The following is a 19943-nucleotide window of genomic DNA, read 5'->3' on the forward strand; positions in this document are numbered from 1 at the left end:
TTCAAGCCGTTACAGGGTATAACGCACCCCGATGGCAACACCATCGTCTTCCGATAGTTCCTGGGCGGCCTGTTTTTCAGGATCAGAGCTTGAGAAATCACTAAAGTCTTTCCGCCCCTCTAGATAAAAGACCACACTGTTATCCCAAATATAATGCACCCCGGCAAAGGCAAACTGACGCTTAAACACATCACCGTTATGGGCCGCCTCATACTTATCCCCCGCCTCTAAAATGTTGTAAGAGGCCAAAATCTTTACATTATTATCAAACAGATAGGATGCAATTGACTCTAGACCGACGGCCTCTTGCAGAAATCGCCCTAGGTTATCGGTATCGTGAAACTCGTTGGCATTCACATTGGCAGCCATGTAGAGGCCATAACCGTCCCAATTTCCCCAAGTCACTCCCGCACCATAGATATAATCGGTTTCTGAGATCACATCCCCCTGGATAGTCGTGCCTTCTGGCTCACCAATATTCCCCCCCGCCGTTAGAGTCAACATATCGGTCGCCGCATAGGTCAGCCCTATGCCATAAGTGTTGTCGTATTCTGTCATCACCAAACGATTGGGATTATTTGAGCCATCATCCTCGATATCTGAGACGCTATTTTTAAGCTGCATCTGAATCGCCATGCTAAAGTCACCGAAGCTATTGCGGTATTGGATGACTTTATCACCACGGCCGACACCGTTGATGGCACCGTCTGATTTGTTGTAGGTGTAGGTTCCCGATGCGTTACCGTCCCAAACATAACCATAGTTAGTGTTGTACACCACGTCATACCAAGCGCCCCACTGCTTACCGATAGTGAGAGAGCCATAATCATCGTGGCTAAGGCCGACATAGCCTAGGCGGTTATTGAGAAAGTCACCACTCTGGGTTTCGAAGTTACTCTCACTGCTATAAGAGATGGTGCTGTTACCGAAAGGGTTTACCCCCCATTCCAGTTTTACGTAGGTTTTCCAGTCATTAGACATGTCTCGGGTAAAGCCAAAATTAATCCTTGAGCTACCGTTGACCACTTCTGTTACCCCTTGCGTATCGATGACTCGGGCATCGACAAAACCACCGATCTCCACGGCATTCTTATCATCTTTAAAGACTTCTGTAGCTGAGCATGTTGGCGCAAAAGCCAAAGCGGTGATGGGGAGTATTGCTAGCGCTTTTCTCATGGGATCTCCAATATCATATCAATTCATCAATCCGTGCAGCGAACATCCTAGCTGGCTTAGTGTCGCGCTCTCACGCGACACTAAGCCAGCATTCGCTATACAAAAAACATAGCAAACAAATGACTTAATACAAGTTGGAGTCCCAGTTATTCAGCTTATGGTAAGGCGCTATAACGGCTCTACAAAAACAATATCGGGTAAAATGAAAAGCTGCCCAAAGCAGACCGGGCAGTAGAGAAAGAATTTAAGCACACTGCTCAACAAAGTAGACTCGATTCTTACCTGAAAACTTTGCCTTATACAGCCCCCGATCCGCTCGATTAATCAGTTCGGTCAAACTAGTTTGAGGCGCATTCAGTGCCGCGAGGCCAAGGCTTACGGTCAACTCGATCACCTGCTCATCGAACTGAAATGGCTGGGCAGCGATCCCCTCTCGCAACCGCTCAGAGATATCCATCGCTTCCGCCTCTGTGACATCGGGCAAGACAATCAAAAACTCCTCACCGCCTATTCGTCCAATCAAATCACAATCTCTAAGCCAGCGCTCAGCCCGCCTCGCCACCGCTTTTATTGCCAGATCTCCGACATGGTGGCCAAAGCGATCGTTAATCGACTTAAAGTTATCGATATCAAAGATGATCACCGCCAAAGAGCGCTGCTTCTTTATCGCCCTGTCGAGCATCCGCTGGCCTTGTTTAAAGGCATGACCACGGTTAGCGATACCGGTTAAGAAGTCGGTTTGAGCACTATGCTTAAAGGCCTTACGGGAATGCCATAGGAACATGATAGCAATCACTAGAACCATGGCCACCAAGAAGAAGATACTCACCCTAAGATCGTAGATCCGCTCTTTATCCTCCACCGCGGCCAGGCTTAACTCATTGATCGCCAGCTGATTGGCCAAGAGCTGATTCTCAAACTCGGCCAGCTTAGCGTTATGCTCTAGCGCCGAATCGATCACCTCATTATCGATAATCTGCTTACTCTTATCCCGCTCCTTATCTATCACCTCTAGCAGGGCGTGGATCGCGCTCAGGTATTGTTGCTCATCAAGCGCGATAATGGCATTGGCGGTTAACGCCATACCGGTCATATTCTTGGGGAACTGGCTGTTTTGCTTAAAGGTACGCGCCATATCCGCCGCCTTCTTCACTTCGCCTGTTCGCAGATATGCTTGAGCCAAAAACAGATAACTACTTGTGACGAAGTACTGTTCCTGGGTGGTATCTTTTAACAAGATAGCTTGCTTTAAGTGCTCGATGGCATCGCTGTAATTGTGCGTTGCCAGTTCCACACGTCCGGCATTGAGGTGGGCGAAAAAACGAAAGTCGATAAACTCTGGCGCCGATAGCGCCAAGGAAAACTGCCGGGCAATATTACTGCGGGCTTGGTCCCAGTCCCCCAGCTTAACCGCTTCGCTAATCATATTATGCAGCATATTAAACATGTCTTGGGTATCGTCTATCTCGCTCCAAGTTTGATAGGCCTTGTTGAAATTGACATAACCGCGCTTATGCAGCCCCACGGTGCGATAGAGAGAGCCTGTCGCGTTATAGATCATCGCCTTGCGGTTGTAATCGGTATTGCCTTCAGTATCGATGAGTAACATGGCCTCATCTAACAGGGCAATCCCTTGATGAACGTTTGTCACCTTGTTATAGCAAAACGCTTTCTGGGTTAAGCTCTTAGCCAATAACGTCTTATTGCTATACAACCTAGCCAGTGTCAGCGCCTTATCTCTGTCACCGCAGTAGACCTCGGGATCATTGGTCTTTAAGTAGAGTACGAAGGAGCGCTCCAGATGAGTGTTAATAAGCAGGTCTGATACCGCTAGAGATTGGGTCAGTGCGATCGCCGTATCATAGCTGGCTATCGCTTTATCAAGTTCGCGACTGCGTTGGTACTGCATGCCATATAGAAAGTGTAACTTGGCTTTGTCGTAGCTGCTGGCACTAATAGGTTCGAGTCGAAACTCATCCAGCAGCGTCAGGGCCTCGGCCGCAGATACTTGGGAAAGTTGTTGTTCTAGCTCTTGAAGTGGCTCGGCAGCCTCTACCCATAAGCTGATCACAGCAGCAAAACTTAGCGTCAAGTATAGGCCTGCACTCTTTAACCACTTTTTTGCAATGTACACCTAAAGTCCAAATTATTTACAATAAACCTCACGCAGCTTAACACAGCAAAATAGTATATTTATAGAGCGGATTTCACAGACCCGATTTGATAAAGAAATTCAATTAAAAAGCAGTGACTTATCATGGGAAATATTAGTAATAACACACAATGAGCTGAAAGTTTCAAATAAGGCGATAGGTTTAAGAGAAGGTGCTAGGTTCTAGGTTCTAGGTTCTAGGTTCTAGGTAAAGCAAAAACGCTACAGGCTAAGACGGGAAAGGCCGAATAAGAGTCGATAAAAGCTAAGACGGAAAAGCAAAGGGTTTAAGAGAAGGTTCTAGGTTCTGGGTTAAGCCAAGACGCTACAGGCTAAGACGGGAATGGCCGGATTAAGAGTCGATAAAAGCTAAGACGGAAAAGCAAAGGGTTTAAGAGAAGGTTCTAGGTGCTAGGTTCTAGGTAAAGCCAAGACGCTACAGGCTAAGACGGGAAATGCCGGATTAAGAGCCGATAAAAGCTAAGACAGAAAAGCAAAGGGTTTAAGAGAAGGTTCTAGGTTCTAGGTGCTAGGTGCTAGGTAAAGCAAAAACGCTAAAGGCTAAGACGGGAATGGCCGGATTAAGAGCCGATAAAAGCTAGGACGAGGAAGGCAGGACAAGCAAAGGGCAAATGCAGGCAAACCAAGTTATCGGTTTGCCTGCATCGTATAAGCTTAGTGAATCTTAAACAGCTTTTTCCAGCGCCTGTGCGACATCGGCAATGATGTCATCGATATGCTCTATCCCCACCGAAATTCGCACTAAATCTTCGCTCACTCCCGCTTTAGCCAGCTCTTTGGCATCCAACTGCCTATGGGTAGTCGATGCGGGGTGACAGGCCAGCGACTTGGCATCACCGATATTAACCAGACGCAGTATCATCTGCAGGGCATCGATAAAACGGCCACCAGCGACCTTACCATCATCGGATTTTATGCCGAAGCTGATGATCCCCGATGCCTTGCCGCCAGTAATTTTATGGCAGTTATCTTGGAAAGGACTGTTTTCCAATGCACCATAGTTAACCCAGCTTACCTTAGGGTGTGACTCAAGGTACTGAGCAAGTGCTAAGGCGTTGTCACAATGGCGCTCCATCCGCAGTGCCAGTGTCTCTAACCCCTGTAGCAGTAAGAACGCACTCTGGGGCGACAACGCAGCACCGGTATTACGTAGCGGCACCACGCGGCAGCGGCCAATAAAAGCCGCAGGCCCAAAGGCCTGGGTATAGACCACGCCATGATAAGAAGGATCCGGCTCATTGAGCAATGCGAAGCGTTTTGGCTGCGCCGCCCAGTCGAACTTACCACTATCAATAATCACGCCGCCAATAGTCGTGCCATGGCCACCGATATATTTAGTTAACGAATGAATAACGATATCGGCACCATGTTCAAATGGCTTACACAAAACTGGCGTGGCCACCGTATTATCGACAATTAACGGCACGCCATGTTTATGGGCGATTTCTGCTAGGCGCTGCAAATCGACGATATTGCCCGCTGGGTTACCGATAGACTCACAAAACAGCGCCTTAGTGTTATCGTCAATCAAGGCTTCTAGCTGCTCGAAATCATCGAATGCCGCCATACGTACTTCAACGCCTTGGCGCGGCAAGGTATGGGCAAATAGATTATAGGTGCCACCATAGAGCTGACTGGTGCTAACAATATTGTCACCGACTTGAGTCAGAGCCTGAATCGCATAGGTGATTGCTGCCATGCCAGAAGCCAGCGCCAAGGCACCGATGCCTCCCTCTATCGCCGCAAGACGCTGCTCCAGTACATCTGTGGTGGGATTCATGATACGGGTGTAGATATTACCCGGCACTTTCAGATCGAATAGATCGGCACCGTGCTGAGTATCATCAAAGGTATATGAAGTGGTCTGATAAATAGGAACGGCTGCAGCCTTAGTAGTCGATTCCGATTCATATCCGTGGTGCAGCGCTAAAGATTCGAGTTTCATCGCGTCATATCCTATTTCATTGATTGAAATAGCAACATAACAGTTAGCCATCTAGAAGTCTAAGCAAAAGTTGCTGTCTCCCTCGATGGCCGAATAAGGCGTTAATTGAGTTTAGATCTGCTCTAACATCCGTGGTTCAAACTGCTCTGGTGTGATGGTTAATCCCAACGCTGCGATCTTGTCATTTAACTGCGCGAGATCCTTTTCCACCGTAGATATGGTGAGCGTGTTGTCATCAAGGCTGTAGACCTGCTTTAGACTGGCAAAATAGAAGCTCAAGATGATAAAGGCGTTCACCTCTTCATTGTCGGCAGCCTGTTTGATCTTAGCTAACTTGCGATAGATCTGATTATGTAGCTGCTTTAAGCGCCAAACGTAATACACCTCTCGCATAAAGGGCTTCTGCTTTTGGCTATTGAGTACACCTCCACAGGTGAACATCGCGAGGATGACGCCGATCAGATTCAGGTGGAAGTTACCGGTAGACTCACCGCTCACCGTCTCGGTGGCGCCAAAAAAGTGGATCAGCACACTGCCGTATACTAGCGCCAATATCGCCAGACTCGCCACAAAGCCCATAATTACTAAGTTAGTATTTTTACGGTAGGTCTGCTTATCAATATCCATCAACTGCATGATTCATCTCTTTTATTTCTAGTTTGAGCCTCTGACTTAGCGCTCTGAAAAAGCCTACTCTCATTCAGTGTAAGCTGATTAAGCGCACTCGCGGCACCGATTATCTGTAGGAGCTTAACATTGAAAGCTAAAGCCTAAATGAATTATCGTTAAATTTAATCACTATAGCCCAGCGATCACTTCAATTTATAACCACGGCCTATGTTCGTTAAAGTGAAAAGGTTTGTGTTTCCCTACCAAAATTGGCAACTTAAGCCATTAATTAAGAATTGACTTAAATAGTGATAACTAACCCAACCGAGTTCACAACTTTCGTCAAAGTCACTATTAGCAGTAAAAACATCTAGACGTCTAAATTGACAGACGTCTTTCGATCTCATATCCTCTCATCCATTGAGATGTACCATTCTATAAATTAGCCTAGGCTGATGAGTAGTTTGTTCCAGCTAGGAGGGCAATGGGAACAATGGTTCGAAGACAGGTTTAAGATAAGAGAGATAACATTGACGACTTCCAATAATGCCCAAAATGCTGCAGCAAGCTCTGCACCATCGTTTTTAGCCCTAACGCCACTATTTCTGTTTCTAGCACTTTTTATCGGTGCAGGCGTTTACTTTCAAAGCCAAGGCGTAGACTTTGCCTTCTATCAACTGCCGAGCGTAGTGGCGATTCTCCCTGCCATTATTTTCGCCATTCTGATCTCAAAGCAGAAGCTTAACCAGTCAATCGAAACCTTTTTAGGCGGTATTGGCCACTCAAATATCATCGCCATGTGTATGATCTATTTGTTGGCAGGCGCTTTTGCAGCAGTAGCTAAAGCGACTGGCGGTGTCGATGCGACTGTCGCACTGGGTCTATCTTTAGTGCCTTCAAACCTACTGTTACCTGGCTTTTTTGTAATAGCTGCCTTTATCGCAACGGCCATGGGTACCTCTATGGGCACCATCGCTGCGGTAGCCCCCATTGCACTAGGCGTTGCCAATGAAGCACAAATCGATTTAGCGATTATGGCGGGCGCGGTGATCTCTGGCGCGCTATTTGGTGACAACCTATCTATCATCTCTGACACCACGATTGCGGCGACCCGTACTCAGGGCTGTCATATGAAAGACAAGTTTAAAGAAAACCTGATTTTCGCGATTCCGGCCTCTATCATCACCTTGGTGCTATTTACCCTAGCAGGTCAGGGACAGGCTGATGTTGCCCCACAAGATGTTGACTTCATCAAGGTCATTCCTTACCTAACGATTCTATTTTTAGCGGTCGCAGGTCTTAACGTATTTATCGTATTGACCATAGGTATTTTACTGGCTGGTATTACAGGCATCGCCACCATGGATTATGGCGTCATTCAGTTTGGCCAAGATATCTACGCAGGTTTTGGGAGCATGCAGGAGATCTTTATCCTGTCGATGTTAGTCGGTGGTCTAGCGGCGCTGATGCAGCAGCAAGGTGGCCTAGCATTTGTAAACCAGCAGATTGAAAAACTAATCGCCCGTTTCTCAAAGGCGAAAGGTGAAGCGTCGTGCCGCGCATCAGAGCTAGGTATGGCGGCGATTGTGGCAGCGACCAACACATGTGTCGCTAACAACACTGTATCGATTGTCGTAACCGGTGATATTGCCAAAGAGCTCGCCCAGAAGCACGGTGTAACACCAAAGCGTGCAGCAAGCGTACTAGATATCTTCTCCTGTATTGTTCAGGGTCTTATCCCTTACGGCGCACAGGCACTCTTGGTTGCCTCTACATTTAGCCTGTCACCACTCGATGTTGTGACTCACGCTTGGTACTGCATGATCTTAGCCGTAGTGGCAGTCGCGATAGTTAGCTTGCGTAAACGCAAATAATCAGGCAACTTATAGGGTAGTTTTACAAGAACATATTCGAATCGATAGAGGAGTACATGGATATGTACTCCTTTTTTTGTGGCTCACGCTAACAAAAACACCCAACATGGATCAATATGGACGACAACATACAGCGCCAGTCAATGCAATACGATCTTCACCGTCTTGTGGTGCTCAGTATTTTCATTGGTGCGCTCATCGCCGCAGCCGGTGTTTTCTCCTCCGTCTGGTTTGAATATCAACACTCAGGCCTCAAAGTACTCAACACCCGCCCGGATCAACTCGGGGACTATACCTACACGCCCCTCGCCTTTGTCTATAACATCTCTTTAATGGTAGCGGGGCTGTGCATCATGCTATCCATGCTCGGTCTCTACCTGTTAAAGCTTGGTAACTTTAGCCATTACCTATCCGTTACTGGCGCATGGGTCGGTCTGGCGGTGATCTTAATGGGCATGTTTCCGATTAACTATATTGAGCTACATAGGTTCGTCTCCACCTGCTACCTAATCGGCACTGTGGTGATGTTTTTCCTTTGTATCAGCGACAAGTTCAACCATCACTCGATATGTAGCTGGCCAGTGTTCTTTTTCAGTATTTTAGGTTTTATTGCAGCATCGGTACTGATATTTCAGTTAAACTGGCGCATCTTGGATTTCCCCCCCTGTGAGAATCACAGTTATAAACAGCCCTATTGCTGGGTCGCGATCACCATGTGGCTGCTGACTAATATCATTATGCTGTGGTGTCTTTCGTTTGCATGGAATATCCGTAACATAGCCATTAAAAGCTATCTAGCTCTGTCACAAAGCTACTTAGCAGGTGATTAGTAATAGACCCCATGAGACTCGCAAAATACCTTGCCTTAACCGGCTGCTGTTCCCGCCGCGCCGCGACCCGTTTAATAAGGGATGGCCAAGTTCGTATCGATGATCGCTTAGCCAATCATGTTGACAGTGTAACCCTTATCGACACGCCTGAAGGACAGCGCTGCATTGAGCTGATCTATGTTAACGATAAAGCCGTTCGCCCCGTCGAAGCCAAGGCCTATTGGTTATTTAATAAAGCCGTTGGCACCGACAGCCGACTGCTCGACCATCTTCCCAACAGCTTAATACATCTGTTGCCTGAGTCACCGCGACTCTACCCCATCGGCCGCCTCGATAAAGACAGCCGTGGCTTACTGATCTTAACCAACGATGGCGAGCTAACCTACAAGCTGATGCACCCCGACTTTGGCCACGCTAAGACCTACCATGTGCAGCTCGACCGCGATTTTGATGATAATTTTCTTACCAGCATGGCTGCAGGAGTGAGTTATAAAGATGTCACCACCTTGCCTTGTATCATGCAGCGTTTAGCTGCTGATAAGTATCAGATCATCTTAACTCAGGGGCTGAATCGCCAAATACGCCGTATGTCTCAGGCTTTGGGGTTTAAAGTTATCGACCTTAAACGGGTATCGATTCAGAGTTTACAGTTAGGGGATTTGGCAGAGGGTGCTATGAGGCCTCTGAGTTCTGCAGAGTTAGCAGATTTGTTGGATTCTGTTGGCTCAGTTGAAGGTTCGAATTAACCATTAAACTTTGTCTTACCAAGCTGCGCTTGATTACTTAAACGTATTGTTCAGACGAGTTTGAACTGGAAACCCAAACCACCAAAGATCAAAAAAGCCGAAACACTTTCATGTTTCGGCTTTTGCATCCAAAAGGCTACCTAATCATAGCCAATATGATTAATGCACAATTTCCATCTCTTCTAGAAGGTTATCGGCATTATCCAGATACTTCATTACCCAAAGCATATAACGGCTATCCACTTGGATAGAACGGTTAGTCTCGGTATCGTAACCCCAGTCACCGATAATACTCTCGTAAACACCATCAAACAGAAGGCCAACTAACTCGGCGCGACCATTTAACGTGGGTGAACCTGAGTTACCACCTGTGGTATCGAGAGTCGACAGGAAGTTAACCGGCACAGAGTCCAGTGACTTCACATAGTAATCACCGTACTGCTTGTTGGCGATAAGCTCTAACTCTTTAGCTGGTGCGTTAAATGGCTCAACACCCGTGTCTTTCGCCAAAATACCTTCTAGACGGGTAAATGGCTCAGCGTAAAGGCCATCTTCAGGCGAGTAACCTTTCACATGACCCACAGTCACACGTAGGCTTGAGTTTGCATCGGCGTAAACAGGCTTACCGAGCTCGCGGTTATAGGCGATGATGGCATCCATATACATAGGACGTACCTTCATTAGCTCACCCGCTAACTGCTTTTTCTCTTTCTCACGCTTCATGTTTTCATCATAGGTCGCTACCGCGTACTGAATGAAGGGATCGTTTGACTTGTTGAACTCGGCAACAGACTTATCCATCCACGCTAGGCGCACTTCTTTGTCAGAAAGCGTTGTATTGGCATACATCTTATCTAGGGTCTTGTTGAGCTTAGCCCCATCGAAGTTATCGGTGATCCCAAAGGCTTTATCGAACGCGGGTAGGCGCTGCTCCTTTGGTAATGCCGCGTAGCGAGTAATTAAGTCCGCTAGCATAGCTTTATCAACACTGGCTGCATAACGGCGCTCGATACGCTCCATGCCCGAGGTAAAACGAGTCATATCACGGTCTTGATAACCAGGCTCACGCTCCATATCAGGCAGGGCTTTTTCATTAGCCAGACGATATAAACGGTTTGCAGTGCTCATCATGGTGCTGTAACCCATGTAGCCCAGTAGCAGATCGCGCTCTTGGCCTTGCTGGCTCTTGGCGATTAACTTATCAAGCTCGGCTAATACTTTGCCGTATTGCTGCTTACGCTTGCTGTCGGCGTTAATCCAGTTAGCCAGCTTTTGCTCTAGTGCCTTTCGATCATCGAGCATGGTTGATTTACCGTAAAACTCGATCATCGAGGTGAAGTTTTTAGCGTAGTTAGCAAGACCTGCAATTGAGCTTTCATACTTGATGCGCTCATCGCTGCCCTCTGGTGCCGCTTCTTTAATGATCTCGATTAGGCGCTCACGCAAAATCTTGCCTTCTGGATACGCCCACTCAAACTGGTTTTCCACTTCGTTAGCGGTACGGTAACGGTTGGTGCGGCCAGGATAGCCCGCCACCATGACGAAATCGCCTTCACTGACGCCTTTAGCGGATACTTTCAAGAAACTCTTCGGCTCAAAAGGTACGTTATCTTTACTGAAATCTGCAGGCTTGCCGTCTTTCGATACATAGGCGCGATAGAATGAGTAGTCGCCTGTGTGGCGTGGCCACATCCAGTTATCGACATCGCCGCCGTACTTACCCACGCTTGCAGCTGGGTTATATACGAGGCGCACATCTCGGATCTCTAACTGCTTAACGAGATAATATTCCAGACCACCGTGGAAGCTATATACCTTACAACGGTAGCCGTCCTCTTTCTCACACTCGGCCACTAAGCCTTTCTCTTTCTGCTCTACGCCTTTGTAAAACGCATTACCAGTTTTGTCTTCAAGGCCATCTTTGACCTTGTTAGTCACATCGACAACACTTTCTGTCACGTATACGCGCGAGCCGGGGGTTGCTGGCAGTTCATCAGCAAATGTCTTAGCTAAGAAGCCGTCACGCAGCAGGTTGTTCTCTGGTGTTGAGTTGTATTGGATTGAGCCGTAAGCGCAGTGATGGTTAGTCACAACTAGCCCTTTTGGAGAAACGAACGACGCAGTACAGCCACCTAGGCTGATCACGGCATTCATTGGAAATTCGGTGAGTTTTGAAATCGAGTTAACATCGATCTCTAACCCTTTTGCCTTAAGTTCATCAGCCATAGCAGGCAGCTGATAAGGCTGCCACATACCTTCGTCAGCTACTGCGCCAAATGAGGTCGCGATAGCCGCTGTCAAAAGCCATTTTTTCATTTTATAAGTCCATTTTTTTATTTATTAAAATTTTTGTTGGTTGCTTGTCTCTCGATATTCAATTAATAGCGCTGGGCTTAGCCTAAACCGAGCAAAGTCCGTGCTATTTTTGGGCCATAAAAAGCAAAAAAGCCGAGCCCAATATTTTCATATTCGTGCTCGACTTTATCATAAGAAGCGGCGTTGATAACAGCTTCTGAATTAATCTCTTACAAAGCTATAACTTTGCATGTATCAGCATAGGGCAGGCCTCTAACGCCTGATGCCAGCATTTACTATAGTGCAACCCATAGCTGAGCCAGAATAATGGTTAAACCTGCAATGGCCGCTAAACCCAGTGCCGCGTTGCCACCCGATACCTGATAACCACCTAGGTTTTGCTTACGTAGACCCAGTGCCATCGCAATCGGTAAGAAGATAATCATCACCACCAGTGGAATGGCAGCGAAGCCTAACACCTTGAAGAAGCCATCTGGGTAGTAAAGCGCACACAATAGTGGTGGCACAAAGGTCAGTAACCAAGTTTGTGCGCGTCCCTTCCAGCTCTCTTTCGCACGAGTCAGCTCGGCAACATAATCAAACAGGCTCATGGTCACGCCAAGGAACGAGGTCACCAGTGCTAGGTTGGCAAATAGATCGATGAAGTGCTTCAAAATTGAAGACTCGGCAACGCCCTGCAGCGCTGTTACCAGTAGTGGCAGAGAGCCATCAAACTCATGGACGGTTTTGCCGCCTAAGGTGCCTAGGGTCACCACTAACCAGAGGATATAGCACACTAGCGGAATGGTCGAACCGATAATCAATACCTTACGCAGCGACATAGCATCGCCGTCTAGGTAACGCACGATAGTCGCGATACAGACATGGAAACCGAAAGAAGTGAACACGATTGGAATCGCCGCCAGCCATAGGTTAGTCAGATCACGCCCATCGACTAAGCCTTCGGTGGTGTTGGTCATCATCATGCCCATGTCGACTTCTGGCATCAAGTAGGCGACGACAACAACCAGCAGTGCGATCATGGTGCTGAACAACACCCGTGAGACTTTATCGATCCAACCGACACCGACGGCAATGAAGCCACCAAAAACCGCCGTGAACACCAGTACGGCGAGTTGATTGTCCATCTTCATGCCCACCAGTTCCATCTTAGATTCAAGCAGTGAAGAACCGCCCATCAGATAGACCATGGTAAGTGCAAACAACAGGCTTAAAAATGAGCCGCCTTGAATAAGCTGACCTAGCTTACCTAAGGTTTTCCCCGTGATGCTATGCAGGTTTAGGCCCACACCGACACGTAGGTTAATTTCAAGCATTAATAGGGAGGTATAGATAGATACACCCCAAATAGCGATAAGTAAAAGCAGTGCGGGGATGGTGCCTAATGAAGCGGTAGCCAGCGGTAATGCCAACATGCCACCACCAATTGCCGTGCCAGCAACAATGGCGATAGAGCCAAGTATTTTTGAGTTCACAAAATTGTCCTGTTAAATTTTATTTTTTATTTAGATAGGTCAGATTTAGAACGACTTTGAGGGAGAGGATTTTGCAAGCTAACAATATCATTAACAGCCCCCAATCGAATCTGGTCAAAATCAACCTTAGCGATTCCAATTGGCCCCAACGGCTAGTTAAATAATACGTGTATTCACCTTATCAACTTAGCCACTGAGGCTGGATAAATCGTGGAAAATACAGATTGAATTGCTTCATTACGGCTCTTTCTCTAAAAAATGACTGTGAGTGACATTAACAGCTGTATTCCCTGCTAGCAAGCCATCTAGAGCAGTTAAAATCAACTTAGCACGAGTTGGCAACATCAATGTAAAACTTAAGCAGCAGTTACATTACGTTTTGCTTGTTTTACCAAAAATTTTCGCGCCATCCTAGTCGACATTGATAAAAAAAAGTAAGTCGCTATAATGTCGCCTCCGCTTCAGGGGAGTAGCTATCGGTGCGTGACTCAAGGATCACTTAAGTCTTCTACCGAGTATGTATCAACATAATTGGCCACATGCCATGGTACATACAGCAGCTTGATGCGCGCCAGCCATCGAGTTTGCCCAGCAAGACCTGAGCACCGCACCTCTTAATTTGGGGAAGAGTTGCTGTGCTTAGAGTTTGCTATTTGTCCCCATTATAGGATTGAACCTTGGAAGCTCTGCTCGCCTCGACGCTTACCGTTGCCATCGCCGAAATCGGTGATAAGACTCAGCTATTAGCACTTATCTTAGCCGCTCGCTTTAAAAACAAGACAGCCATTATTCTCGGCATATTTCTGTCGACTTTAGTTAATCACTTTGCCGCCGCTTGGCTTGGTCAATGGGCCATCTCTTGGATCAGCCCCGAAATGGGACGCTACTTGGTGGCTGGTTCTTTCTTTGCCATCGCGCTATGGGTATTAATTCCCGACAAAGTCGATGCCGAAGAGAGCCGTTTCTATGCCATGGGACCGTTTATAGCCACCTTTATTCTATTCTTTATCGCCGAGATGGGCGATAAGACCCAGATTGCTACCGTGGTGCTATCGGCCAAATACGATGCCTTAGCCATGGTGGTAATGGGTACCACCTTGGGTATGCTCATTGCCAACGTTCCAGTGGTCATAGCCGGGCACTTTAGCGCCGAAAAGCTGCCCATGAGCTGGATCCACCGCGGCTGCGCCGTACTATTTGCACTGCTTGGTGTCGCGACCTTAGTTTTTTAAAGAAAGGTTCTAGGTTCTAGGTTCTAGCACAAACAAAATACAAAAAGGCAAAACAGCATCCACTGTTTTGCCTTTAGCTTTTCAGATCTTAGCTCCTGCTTTTCCTAGGACCTAGAACCTGCTTTCACCTAGAACCTTTCTTAGCCTGATTAACCCTTTAACGCTTCTTCTACTCGGCGACCATAGTCGCTGTCTGCGGCGCTGAAGTGCTCAACCATCTTATTCTGAGTCGCTTCGCTCACGACACTTAATGTGCTGACAATGTTAGCAACCAATCTCGCCTTCTCATCTTCTGGCAGTAAGCGATATAGATCACCGGCTTGGCTGAAGTCATCTTGGTCATAACGGCTGTAGCGATCTGCTTCACCATCTAAACGCAGCGGTGGCTCGGCAAACTGCGCCTGATCTTGCAGACCATCGTGACTGTTTGGGCCGTAGTTACGACTCGCATCACCACCAGTCTGACTACCAGAGAATGGGCACTGTGTTCCCGCCATCGCACCGCCACGCTGATGGTGATTGGCCGTTGTAGCATGAGGACAGTTAACCGGTAACTGGTTGTAGTTCGCGCCGATGCGGTAACGCTGGGCGTCGGCATAGGCAAATAAGCGCGCCTGCAACATCTTATCGGGTGAAGCCCCCACACCTGGCACTAGGTTGCTTGGCGCTAACGCCACCTGCTCAACCTCGGCAAAGTAGTTATTAGGCATGCGATTTAACTCAAGCTCACCGATCTCAATCAGTGGATAATCGGCGTGCGGCCATACCTTAGTCAGATCAAACGGATTGATATGGTAAGTATTGGCGTCTGCCTCTGGCATGATCTGCACTTTAACAGCCCACTTAGGGAAGTTACCGTCGGTGATAGCGGCAACCATATCGCGCTGTGATGAGTCAGGATCGATACCTTTTAAAATATCTGCCTGCTGAGCCGTTAAGTTGGCGATGCCCTGCTTAGTCTTAAAGTGGAACTTAACCCAGAAACGCTCACCTTTGGCATTCCAGAACGAGAAGGTGTGGGAGCCAAAGCCATGCATCTGACGGTAGTTTGCAGGGATACCGCGATCAGACATTAATACTGTCACCTGATGCATGGCTTCAGGGTTTAGCGCCCAGAAGTCCCACATCGCATGGGGATCTTTAAGGTTTGTCTGTGGGTTACGCTTTTGCGTATGGATAAAGTCTGGAAACTTGATGCCATCACGCAGGAAAAAAGTCGGCGTGTTGTTACCCACAATATCGTGGTTACCCTGTGTGGTATAGAAACGCAAACCAAAACCGCGAGGGTCACGCTCTGCATCGGCCGACCCCATCTCACCACCCACAGTTGAGAAACGCACGAAGGTTTCAGTCTGCTTACCTACACCGCTGAAGTGATCGGCGATGGTGTAATCACTCATGTCACGAGTCAACGTAAACGTGCCGTAAACCCCGGTTCCTTTAGCATGGACAATACGCTCAGGAATACGCTCGCGGTTAAAGTGGGCAAGCTTCTCAATAAGGTGCCAGTCTTGAAGTAATAATGGTCCACGCTCGCCTGCTGACAGTGAGTTTTGGTCATCGCTGATTGGTGCGCCATTCTGTGCGGTAAGAACTCGGTTTTGCTGACTCATACATTACTCCTCAGTCTTGGCTTGTCTCAAGCCAAGTTTCGATTAAATCAAAAATAGTGGCCATGGTTTATCTCCTGCGTACAAACGCTATAACGGATAGGCCTTAAGTGTTGAGTTAATACTAGTCAGTAATTAATGATTTATAAAACGATTAAAGTAGATAACTCTAAACTAAAATTCAGATTAGAATTAATTAAAAAAATCGGTTGGGTAAAACTGTGTCGGAAGATTGGTTAGATAGAATGGCTTGGTTAGAATTGAAAAGTGGAGTGAGGCGGGAAAACAGCGACTGAGTATCACGGCTGCTCTCCCTATTGTTATAGCGCCTAGGTTTGACTCTTTAATTTGGTTTCAGCCTTATAGAGTTTAACTAAGTAATAGGCATCGATGAGTACGATAAAGAAGTTAACCAAGGCTACCGGAATCGCACCGATAGCGAGTCCGTAGGCTACGAACAGTGCCGCTCCAACTAGGTTCCACCAACGTAATTTTTTGATGTTAGACATCATTAAGGATATTGCGACGACGACTGACGCTAGGTATCCGACCCACTCCCATATTGTTGCGTTATCCATTCGCGCTCCTAACTATCGATATTCGGCCTAAGCAGCGCCTAGGCATAATAAAAGACTTAGTATAAGTATGAGCAAAAGTTAGCCATTAAAACAGGCCTTAGCTAAATAAAATTACTCACACTGGAGTGGAACTTAGTCGCAGGATCGCACACTGCTAATGTTTAACCACTGCGGCAGTCATGGGGAGCTAAACTTTAGCGTTTAACCACTGCGGCAGTCATGGGGGCGGTAGATCATATACAGCCACTCTCCGGCGCTTGGTGCGCGATATTAAACAGTTGAACAAGCGTTTAAGCGTTTAGCTTTTTACCTTTAACGCTTAACCACTGCGGCAGTCATGCGCGAGATACAGCACAGCTCACCGGCACTGTTATGGATAAGCACTTCCCAAACCGAGCTACGCTTTCCTAGGTGCACCGCTTTTGCCGTGGCGGTAAGTATGCCGTTGCGGGAGGCTTTGAGGTGATTGGCGTTAATCTCTTGGCCAACACAGTAATAGTTTTCAAAATCGACCGCGAAATTAGCCGCGTAACTTGCAACGGTTTCTGCCAGTGCCACATTGGCACCGCCATGAACGATGCCGAGGGGATTATGCACAGCGGGAGTCGCAGGCATTGTTGCCTTCATATAGTCATCACCAATCTCGGTAATGGTGATCCCAAGCGTCTGCATCAGGGTACCTTTACCATGCATCCCCGCATCCATTTGCGCGCATACTTCAAGGGTTACAGGTTTAAACCAAATCGACATATTTAACTTCCACTAATGTTATTGTTGACTGTTATTGATTCTCAATATTGAGCACAGTCTACTTTGTCAGACAAGATCTTGAAACAGCTAATAGAGCCAAGGGCATGAATTGGCTCATAGCACTAACCTAATAACTCGATAACTTAAGATCGGTACAAGTTGGGCTTTATGCTAAAGAGGCCGTGAGGGGAAATCGATAGGGTAAAACAGAGTTGGTCCGCGAGAATACTTAATATTTTTTGTCGATTACGTAAACGTCCAACTTAGTGTGCATAATCGCGGACCAGAGGGTAAAGAGATAAGCCAAACTATATTCTTTTTAAAGAGTCGCGCAGCCTATCTTGCCAAGCTTAATTCTTTATTAAAGAAGATCTTCAACAGCATCTAACGTGAGCTTGATCATGTCGTTCAGTGTCTGCTGACGCTCTTCTGCCGTTAGGTGTAGGCCTTGGCGAAGGTGATCGGTTACCGTCATCATCGCCAGTGCGTTGGCACCAAACTCGGTTGCAACGCCGTAAAGGCCAGCCGCTTCCATCTCGACACCTAAGATGCCGTACTTTTCCATGAAGTCATAACGAGTCTCGTCAGCACAGTAGAACAAGTCTGAAGAGTACAAGTTACCTACATGGTAGCTAGCACCTAACTTTTCAGCTGAGTCAGCCGCACGCTTCAACAAATTAAAGTCGGCGATCATAGCAAAATCTGTGTTCGCAAAACGGGTTCTGTTTACCGCAGAGTCAGTGCTTGCACCCATCGCCATAACCACATCCATCAACTTGATCTTGTCGCTAACCGCGCCGCAAGAACCGATACGGATGATGTTCTCAACACCATACTCGGTGATTAGCTCTTTAGCGTAGATAGAGATAGATGGAATGCCCATACCTGAACCCATCACAGAGATCTTCTTGCCTTTATATTCGCCGGTGTAACCCAACATATTGCGTACGTCGGTCACTAGCACGGCATTTTCTAAGAAGTTATCGGCAATGTATTTTGCTCTTAGTGGGTCGCCAGGCATTAATACGGTTTTAGCAAATGCACCGTTTTCGGCGTTGATATGTGGAGTCATGATACTTTCCTTACAAAAATAAGATGCTTGTTTGCGCTATAAACAAGCATCGTTTACTAAATATTGTTTTTTATTAAATGCTTAGCCCGCTAAGCTATAGAGTAGACCCGCGATGGTACCACTCATTAAGTTCGCAAGAGCAGCGGCAATCAAGGCCTTCATACCTAGAGCACTTAAGTCATGGCGACGCTCAGGGCAAAGTGCCGCTAAACCACCGATTACCATGGCCAGTGAGCCGATGTTAGCGAAACCACACAGAGCGAAACTGATGATGATTTGAGTCTTTTCTGATAGCTGATCGGCCACTTTTAAGAAGTCGATATAGGCGACGAACTCGTTAATCACCATCTTTTGACCGATAAATGATGCCGCTTGTGTCGCTTCACTCCAAGGTACACCCATCACCCAAGCTAGCGGTGCGAGTAGGTAACCTAAGATAGCTTGCATGGTTAGGTCTTCAACACCAAACCAACCGCCAATGCCGCCTAGCATGCCGTTAACCATAGCGATAAGTGCTACGAAGGCTAATAACAGTGCCGATACAGAAAGCACTTGCTGCATACCCATTGCTGCACCGCCTGCGGCTGCATCGAGTACGTTGGCAGGCTTGTCTTCTACATCGTCCATCACTTTCTTGATGTCGTTTTGTGGCGTTTCTGTTTCAGGCCACATCAACTTAGCAAATAGTAGACCCGCTGGCGCCGTCATAAAGGCTGCGGTTAGTACGTACTTAACGTCAACACCCATCTGGATATAACCAATCATGGTGCCACCAGCGACTGAAGCTAAACCACCTGTCATCACAGCAAATAACTCAGAACGAGTCATGTGCTTAACGAATGGTCTCACCATAGAAGGTGCTTCGATTGGGCCAACGAATATGTTTGCTGTTGCCGATAAAGATTCCGCACGGCTTGAGCCTAAAAGCTTAGATAATCCGCCACCAATTAATCCAATAACCAGCTGCATGATGCCAAGATAATAAAGTACGGCGATCAATGAGCTGATGAAGACCACAACAAACAGCACGTTAATCACAAAAATGAAGCCAACACCGAATTTAGCTAGGTCACCAAATAGGAATGCTAAACCTTCGTTGGCATAGCCGATAACGTGCATCACACCATTTGATGCACCATCAAGCACTGCCTGCCCAACAGGCACATACATAACAAAGGCACCAAAGGCGACTTGAAACGTCAGCGCACCCAGTACGGTTCTAGGATTAATTGCTTTTCTATTTTCTGATAATGCAACCGCTAAGCCCATAAGACAAAGCATGCCGAACAAACTGATGAAAACTTCCATACATTTATTACCATTTAAATATCAATATGACGGCAGTGTATACAGACGGAATTTTGCTGCAAGGAAATTGCTCGAGTTTGTCGAAGATAAACGAAGGTTTTATCGGCTTGGACAACAAACCCAGAAGAAACGGGCTGAATGCAAAGAAAAAACAATAAACAAAAAACAGAAAGACAACCTCAACCTTACAGAGTACTCACCCAAACAGATGAATCTCAACATAAGGACTAAAATTAAGGCAGCTTATAA

15 protein-coding genes are annotated in these 19943 nt (G+C 47.0%); 4 read left to right on the forward strand and 11 right to left on the reverse strand.

Going from position 1 to position 19943, the window contains the following annotated elements; translation table 11 throughout:
- Window positions 1–9: 9 nt before the first annotated feature.
- From L1D44_RS00155 to L1D44_RS00170, 4 genes are all read right to left on the reverse strand, one after another.
- Window positions 10–1176 carry a porin gene (locus tag L1D44_RS00155; RefSeq protein ID WP_239888226.1) on the reverse strand — a complete coding sequence of 389 codons (1167 nt, stop codon included), beginning with the start codon at window positions 1174–1176 and terminating at the stop codon, window positions 10–12.
- Between the two features lie 244 nt (window positions 1177–1420).
- On the reverse strand, window positions 1421–3310 hold the full coding sequence (locus tag L1D44_RS00160) for a diguanylate cyclase (RefSeq protein WP_239888227.1): 1890 nt from the start codon (window positions 3308–3310) through the stop codon (window positions 1421–1423).
- A gap of 703 nt (window positions 3311–4013) precedes the next feature.
- Window positions 4014–5294: an aminotransferase class I/II-fold pyridoxal phosphate-dependent enzyme gene (locus tag L1D44_RS00165; RefSeq protein ID WP_220767962.1), complete on the reverse strand. Its 1281-nt coding sequence runs from the start codon at window positions 5292–5294 to the stop codon at window positions 4014–4016.
- Between the two features lie 111 nt (window positions 5295–5405).
- Window positions 5406–5930 carry a DUF3087 domain-containing protein gene (locus tag L1D44_RS00170; protein WP_220767961.1) on the reverse strand — a complete coding sequence of 175 codons (525 nt, stop codon included), beginning with the start codon at window positions 5928–5930 and terminating at the stop codon, window positions 5406–5408.
- A gap of 428 nt (window positions 5931–6358) precedes the next feature.
- Between L1D44_RS00170 and L1D44_RS00175 the strand changes: the two genes are divergently transcribed.
- The 3 genes from L1D44_RS00175 (at window position 6359) to L1D44_RS00185 (ending at window position 9353) form a co-directional block, all read left to right on the forward strand.
- Entirely contained in the window at window positions 6359–7777 is a 1419-nt protein-coding gene (locus L1D44_RS00175; protein ID WP_239888228.1) for a Na+/H+ antiporter NhaC family protein, read from the forward strand.
- Between the two features lie 116 nt (window positions 7778–7893).
- Complete coding sequence (locus L1D44_RS00180) at window positions 7894–8607, forward strand: DUF998 domain-containing protein (RefSeq protein WP_220767960.1); 714 nt, start codon at window positions 7894–7896, stop codon at window positions 8605–8607.
- An 11-nt stretch (window positions 8608–8618) separates the two neighbouring features.
- Window positions 8619–9353, forward strand: coding sequence for a pseudouridine synthase (locus L1D44_RS00185; RefSeq protein ID WP_239888229.1), 735 nt, complete (start codon window positions 8619–8621; stop codon window positions 9351–9353).
- Window positions 9354–9512: 159 nt separating this feature from the next.
- Here the strand turns inward: L1D44_RS00185 and L1D44_RS00190 are convergent, their stop codons facing one another.
- A complete protein-coding gene (locus tag L1D44_RS00190) occupies window positions 9513–11669 on the reverse strand; it encodes a S46 family peptidase (RefSeq protein WP_239888230.1) in 2157 nt (718 codons plus the stop codon).
- Between the two features lie 275 nt (window positions 11670–11944).
- Window positions 11945–13144, reverse strand: coding sequence for an aromatic amino acid transport family protein (locus L1D44_RS00195; protein ID WP_239888231.1), 1200 nt, complete (start codon window positions 13142–13144; stop codon window positions 11945–11947).
- Between the two features lie 677 nt (window positions 13145–13821).
- Between L1D44_RS00195 and L1D44_RS00200 the strand changes: the two genes are divergently transcribed.
- Window positions 13822–14376 (forward strand): TMEM165/GDT1 family protein, encoded by a 555-nt coding sequence (locus L1D44_RS00200; RefSeq protein ID WP_202720748.1) that lies wholly within the window; start codon window positions 13822–13824, stop codon window positions 14374–14376.
- 149 nt (window positions 14377–14525) lie between these two features.
- Here L1D44_RS00200 and katB read toward each other — a convergent pair whose 3' ends face one another.
- The 5 genes from katB to L1D44_RS00225 form a co-directional block, all read right to left on the reverse strand.
- On the reverse strand, window positions 14526–15989 hold the full coding sequence (gene katB, locus L1D44_RS00205) for a catalase KatB (protein ID WP_239888232.1): 1464 nt from the start codon (window positions 15987–15989) through the stop codon (window positions 14526–14528).
- A 326-nt stretch (window positions 15990–16315) separates the two neighbouring features.
- Entirely contained in the window at window positions 16316–16564 is a 249-nt protein-coding gene (locus tag L1D44_RS00210; RefSeq protein WP_239888233.1) for a YgjV family protein, read from the reverse strand.
- Between the two features lie 312 nt (window positions 16565–16876).
- A complete protein-coding gene (locus L1D44_RS00215) occupies window positions 16877–17314 on the reverse strand; it encodes a PaaI family thioesterase (RefSeq protein WP_220767953.1) in 438 nt (145 codons plus the stop codon).
- Between the two features lie 361 nt (window positions 17315–17675).
- The gene (gene deoD / locus L1D44_RS00220; RefSeq protein ID WP_220768030.1) at window positions 17676–18389 is read right to left on the reverse strand and encodes a purine-nucleoside phosphorylase; all 714 of its coding nucleotides are present in this window, start codon (window positions 18387–18389) and stop codon (window positions 17676–17678) included.
- 78 nt (window positions 18390–18467) lie between these two features.
- Complete coding sequence (locus L1D44_RS00225) at window positions 18468–19694, reverse strand: NupC/NupG family nucleoside CNT transporter (RefSeq protein ID WP_239888234.1); 1227 nt, start codon at window positions 19692–19694, stop codon at window positions 18468–18470.
- Window positions 19695–19943 lie beyond the last annotated feature (249 nt).

Origin of the sequence: Shewanella sp. Isolate13, assembly GCF_022398325.1 — a bacterium.
Classification (GTDB): Bacteria; Pseudomonadota; Gammaproteobacteria; order Enterobacterales; family Shewanellaceae; genus Shewanella.

What these genes read in the sequence shown, in the direction of transcription:
- L1D44_RS00155 (WP_239888226.1), bottom strand. Translation starts at nt 1,176, where the DNA reads ATGAGAAAAGCGCTAGCAATACTCCCCATCACCGCTTTGGCTTTTGCG.
- L1D44_RS00225 (WP_239888234.1), bottom strand. Translation starts at nt 19,694, where the DNA reads ATGGAAGTTTTCATCAGTTTGTTCGGCATGCTTTGTCTTATGGGCTTA.
- katB (WP_239888232.1), bottom strand. Translation starts at nt 15,989, where the DNA reads ATGAGTCAGCAAAACCGAGTTCTTACCGCACAGAATGGCGCACCAATC.
- L1D44_RS00185 (WP_239888229.1), top strand. Translation starts at nt 8,619, where the DNA reads ATGAGACTCGCAAAATACCTTGCCTTAACCGGCTGCTGTTCCCGCCGC.
- L1D44_RS00180 (WP_220767960.1), top strand. Translation starts at nt 7,894, where the DNA reads ATGGACGACAACATACAGCGCCAGTCAATGCAATACGATCTTCACCGT.
- L1D44_RS00170 (WP_220767961.1), bottom strand. Translation starts at nt 5,930, where the DNA reads ATGCAGTTGATGGATATTGATAAGCAGACCTACCGTAAAAATACTAAC.
- L1D44_RS00190 (WP_239888230.1), bottom strand. Translation starts at nt 11,669, where the DNA reads ATGAAAAAATGGCTTTTGACAGCGGCTATCGCGACCTCATTTGGCGCA.
- L1D44_RS00175 (WP_239888228.1), top strand. Translation starts at nt 6,359, where the DNA reads ATGAGTAGTTTGTTCCAGCTAGGAGGGCAATGGGAACAATGGTTCGAA.
- L1D44_RS00215 (WP_220767953.1), bottom strand. Translation starts at nt 17,314, where the DNA reads ATGTCGATTTGGTTTAAACCTGTAACCCTTGAAGTATGCGCGCAAATG.
- L1D44_RS00210 (WP_239888233.1), bottom strand. Translation starts at nt 16,564, where the DNA reads ATGGATAACGCAACAATATGGGAGTGGGTCGGATACCTAGCGTCAGTC.
- L1D44_RS00165 (WP_220767962.1), bottom strand. Translation starts at nt 5,294, where the DNA reads ATGAAACTCGAATCTTTAGCGCTGCACCACGGATATGAATCGGAATCG.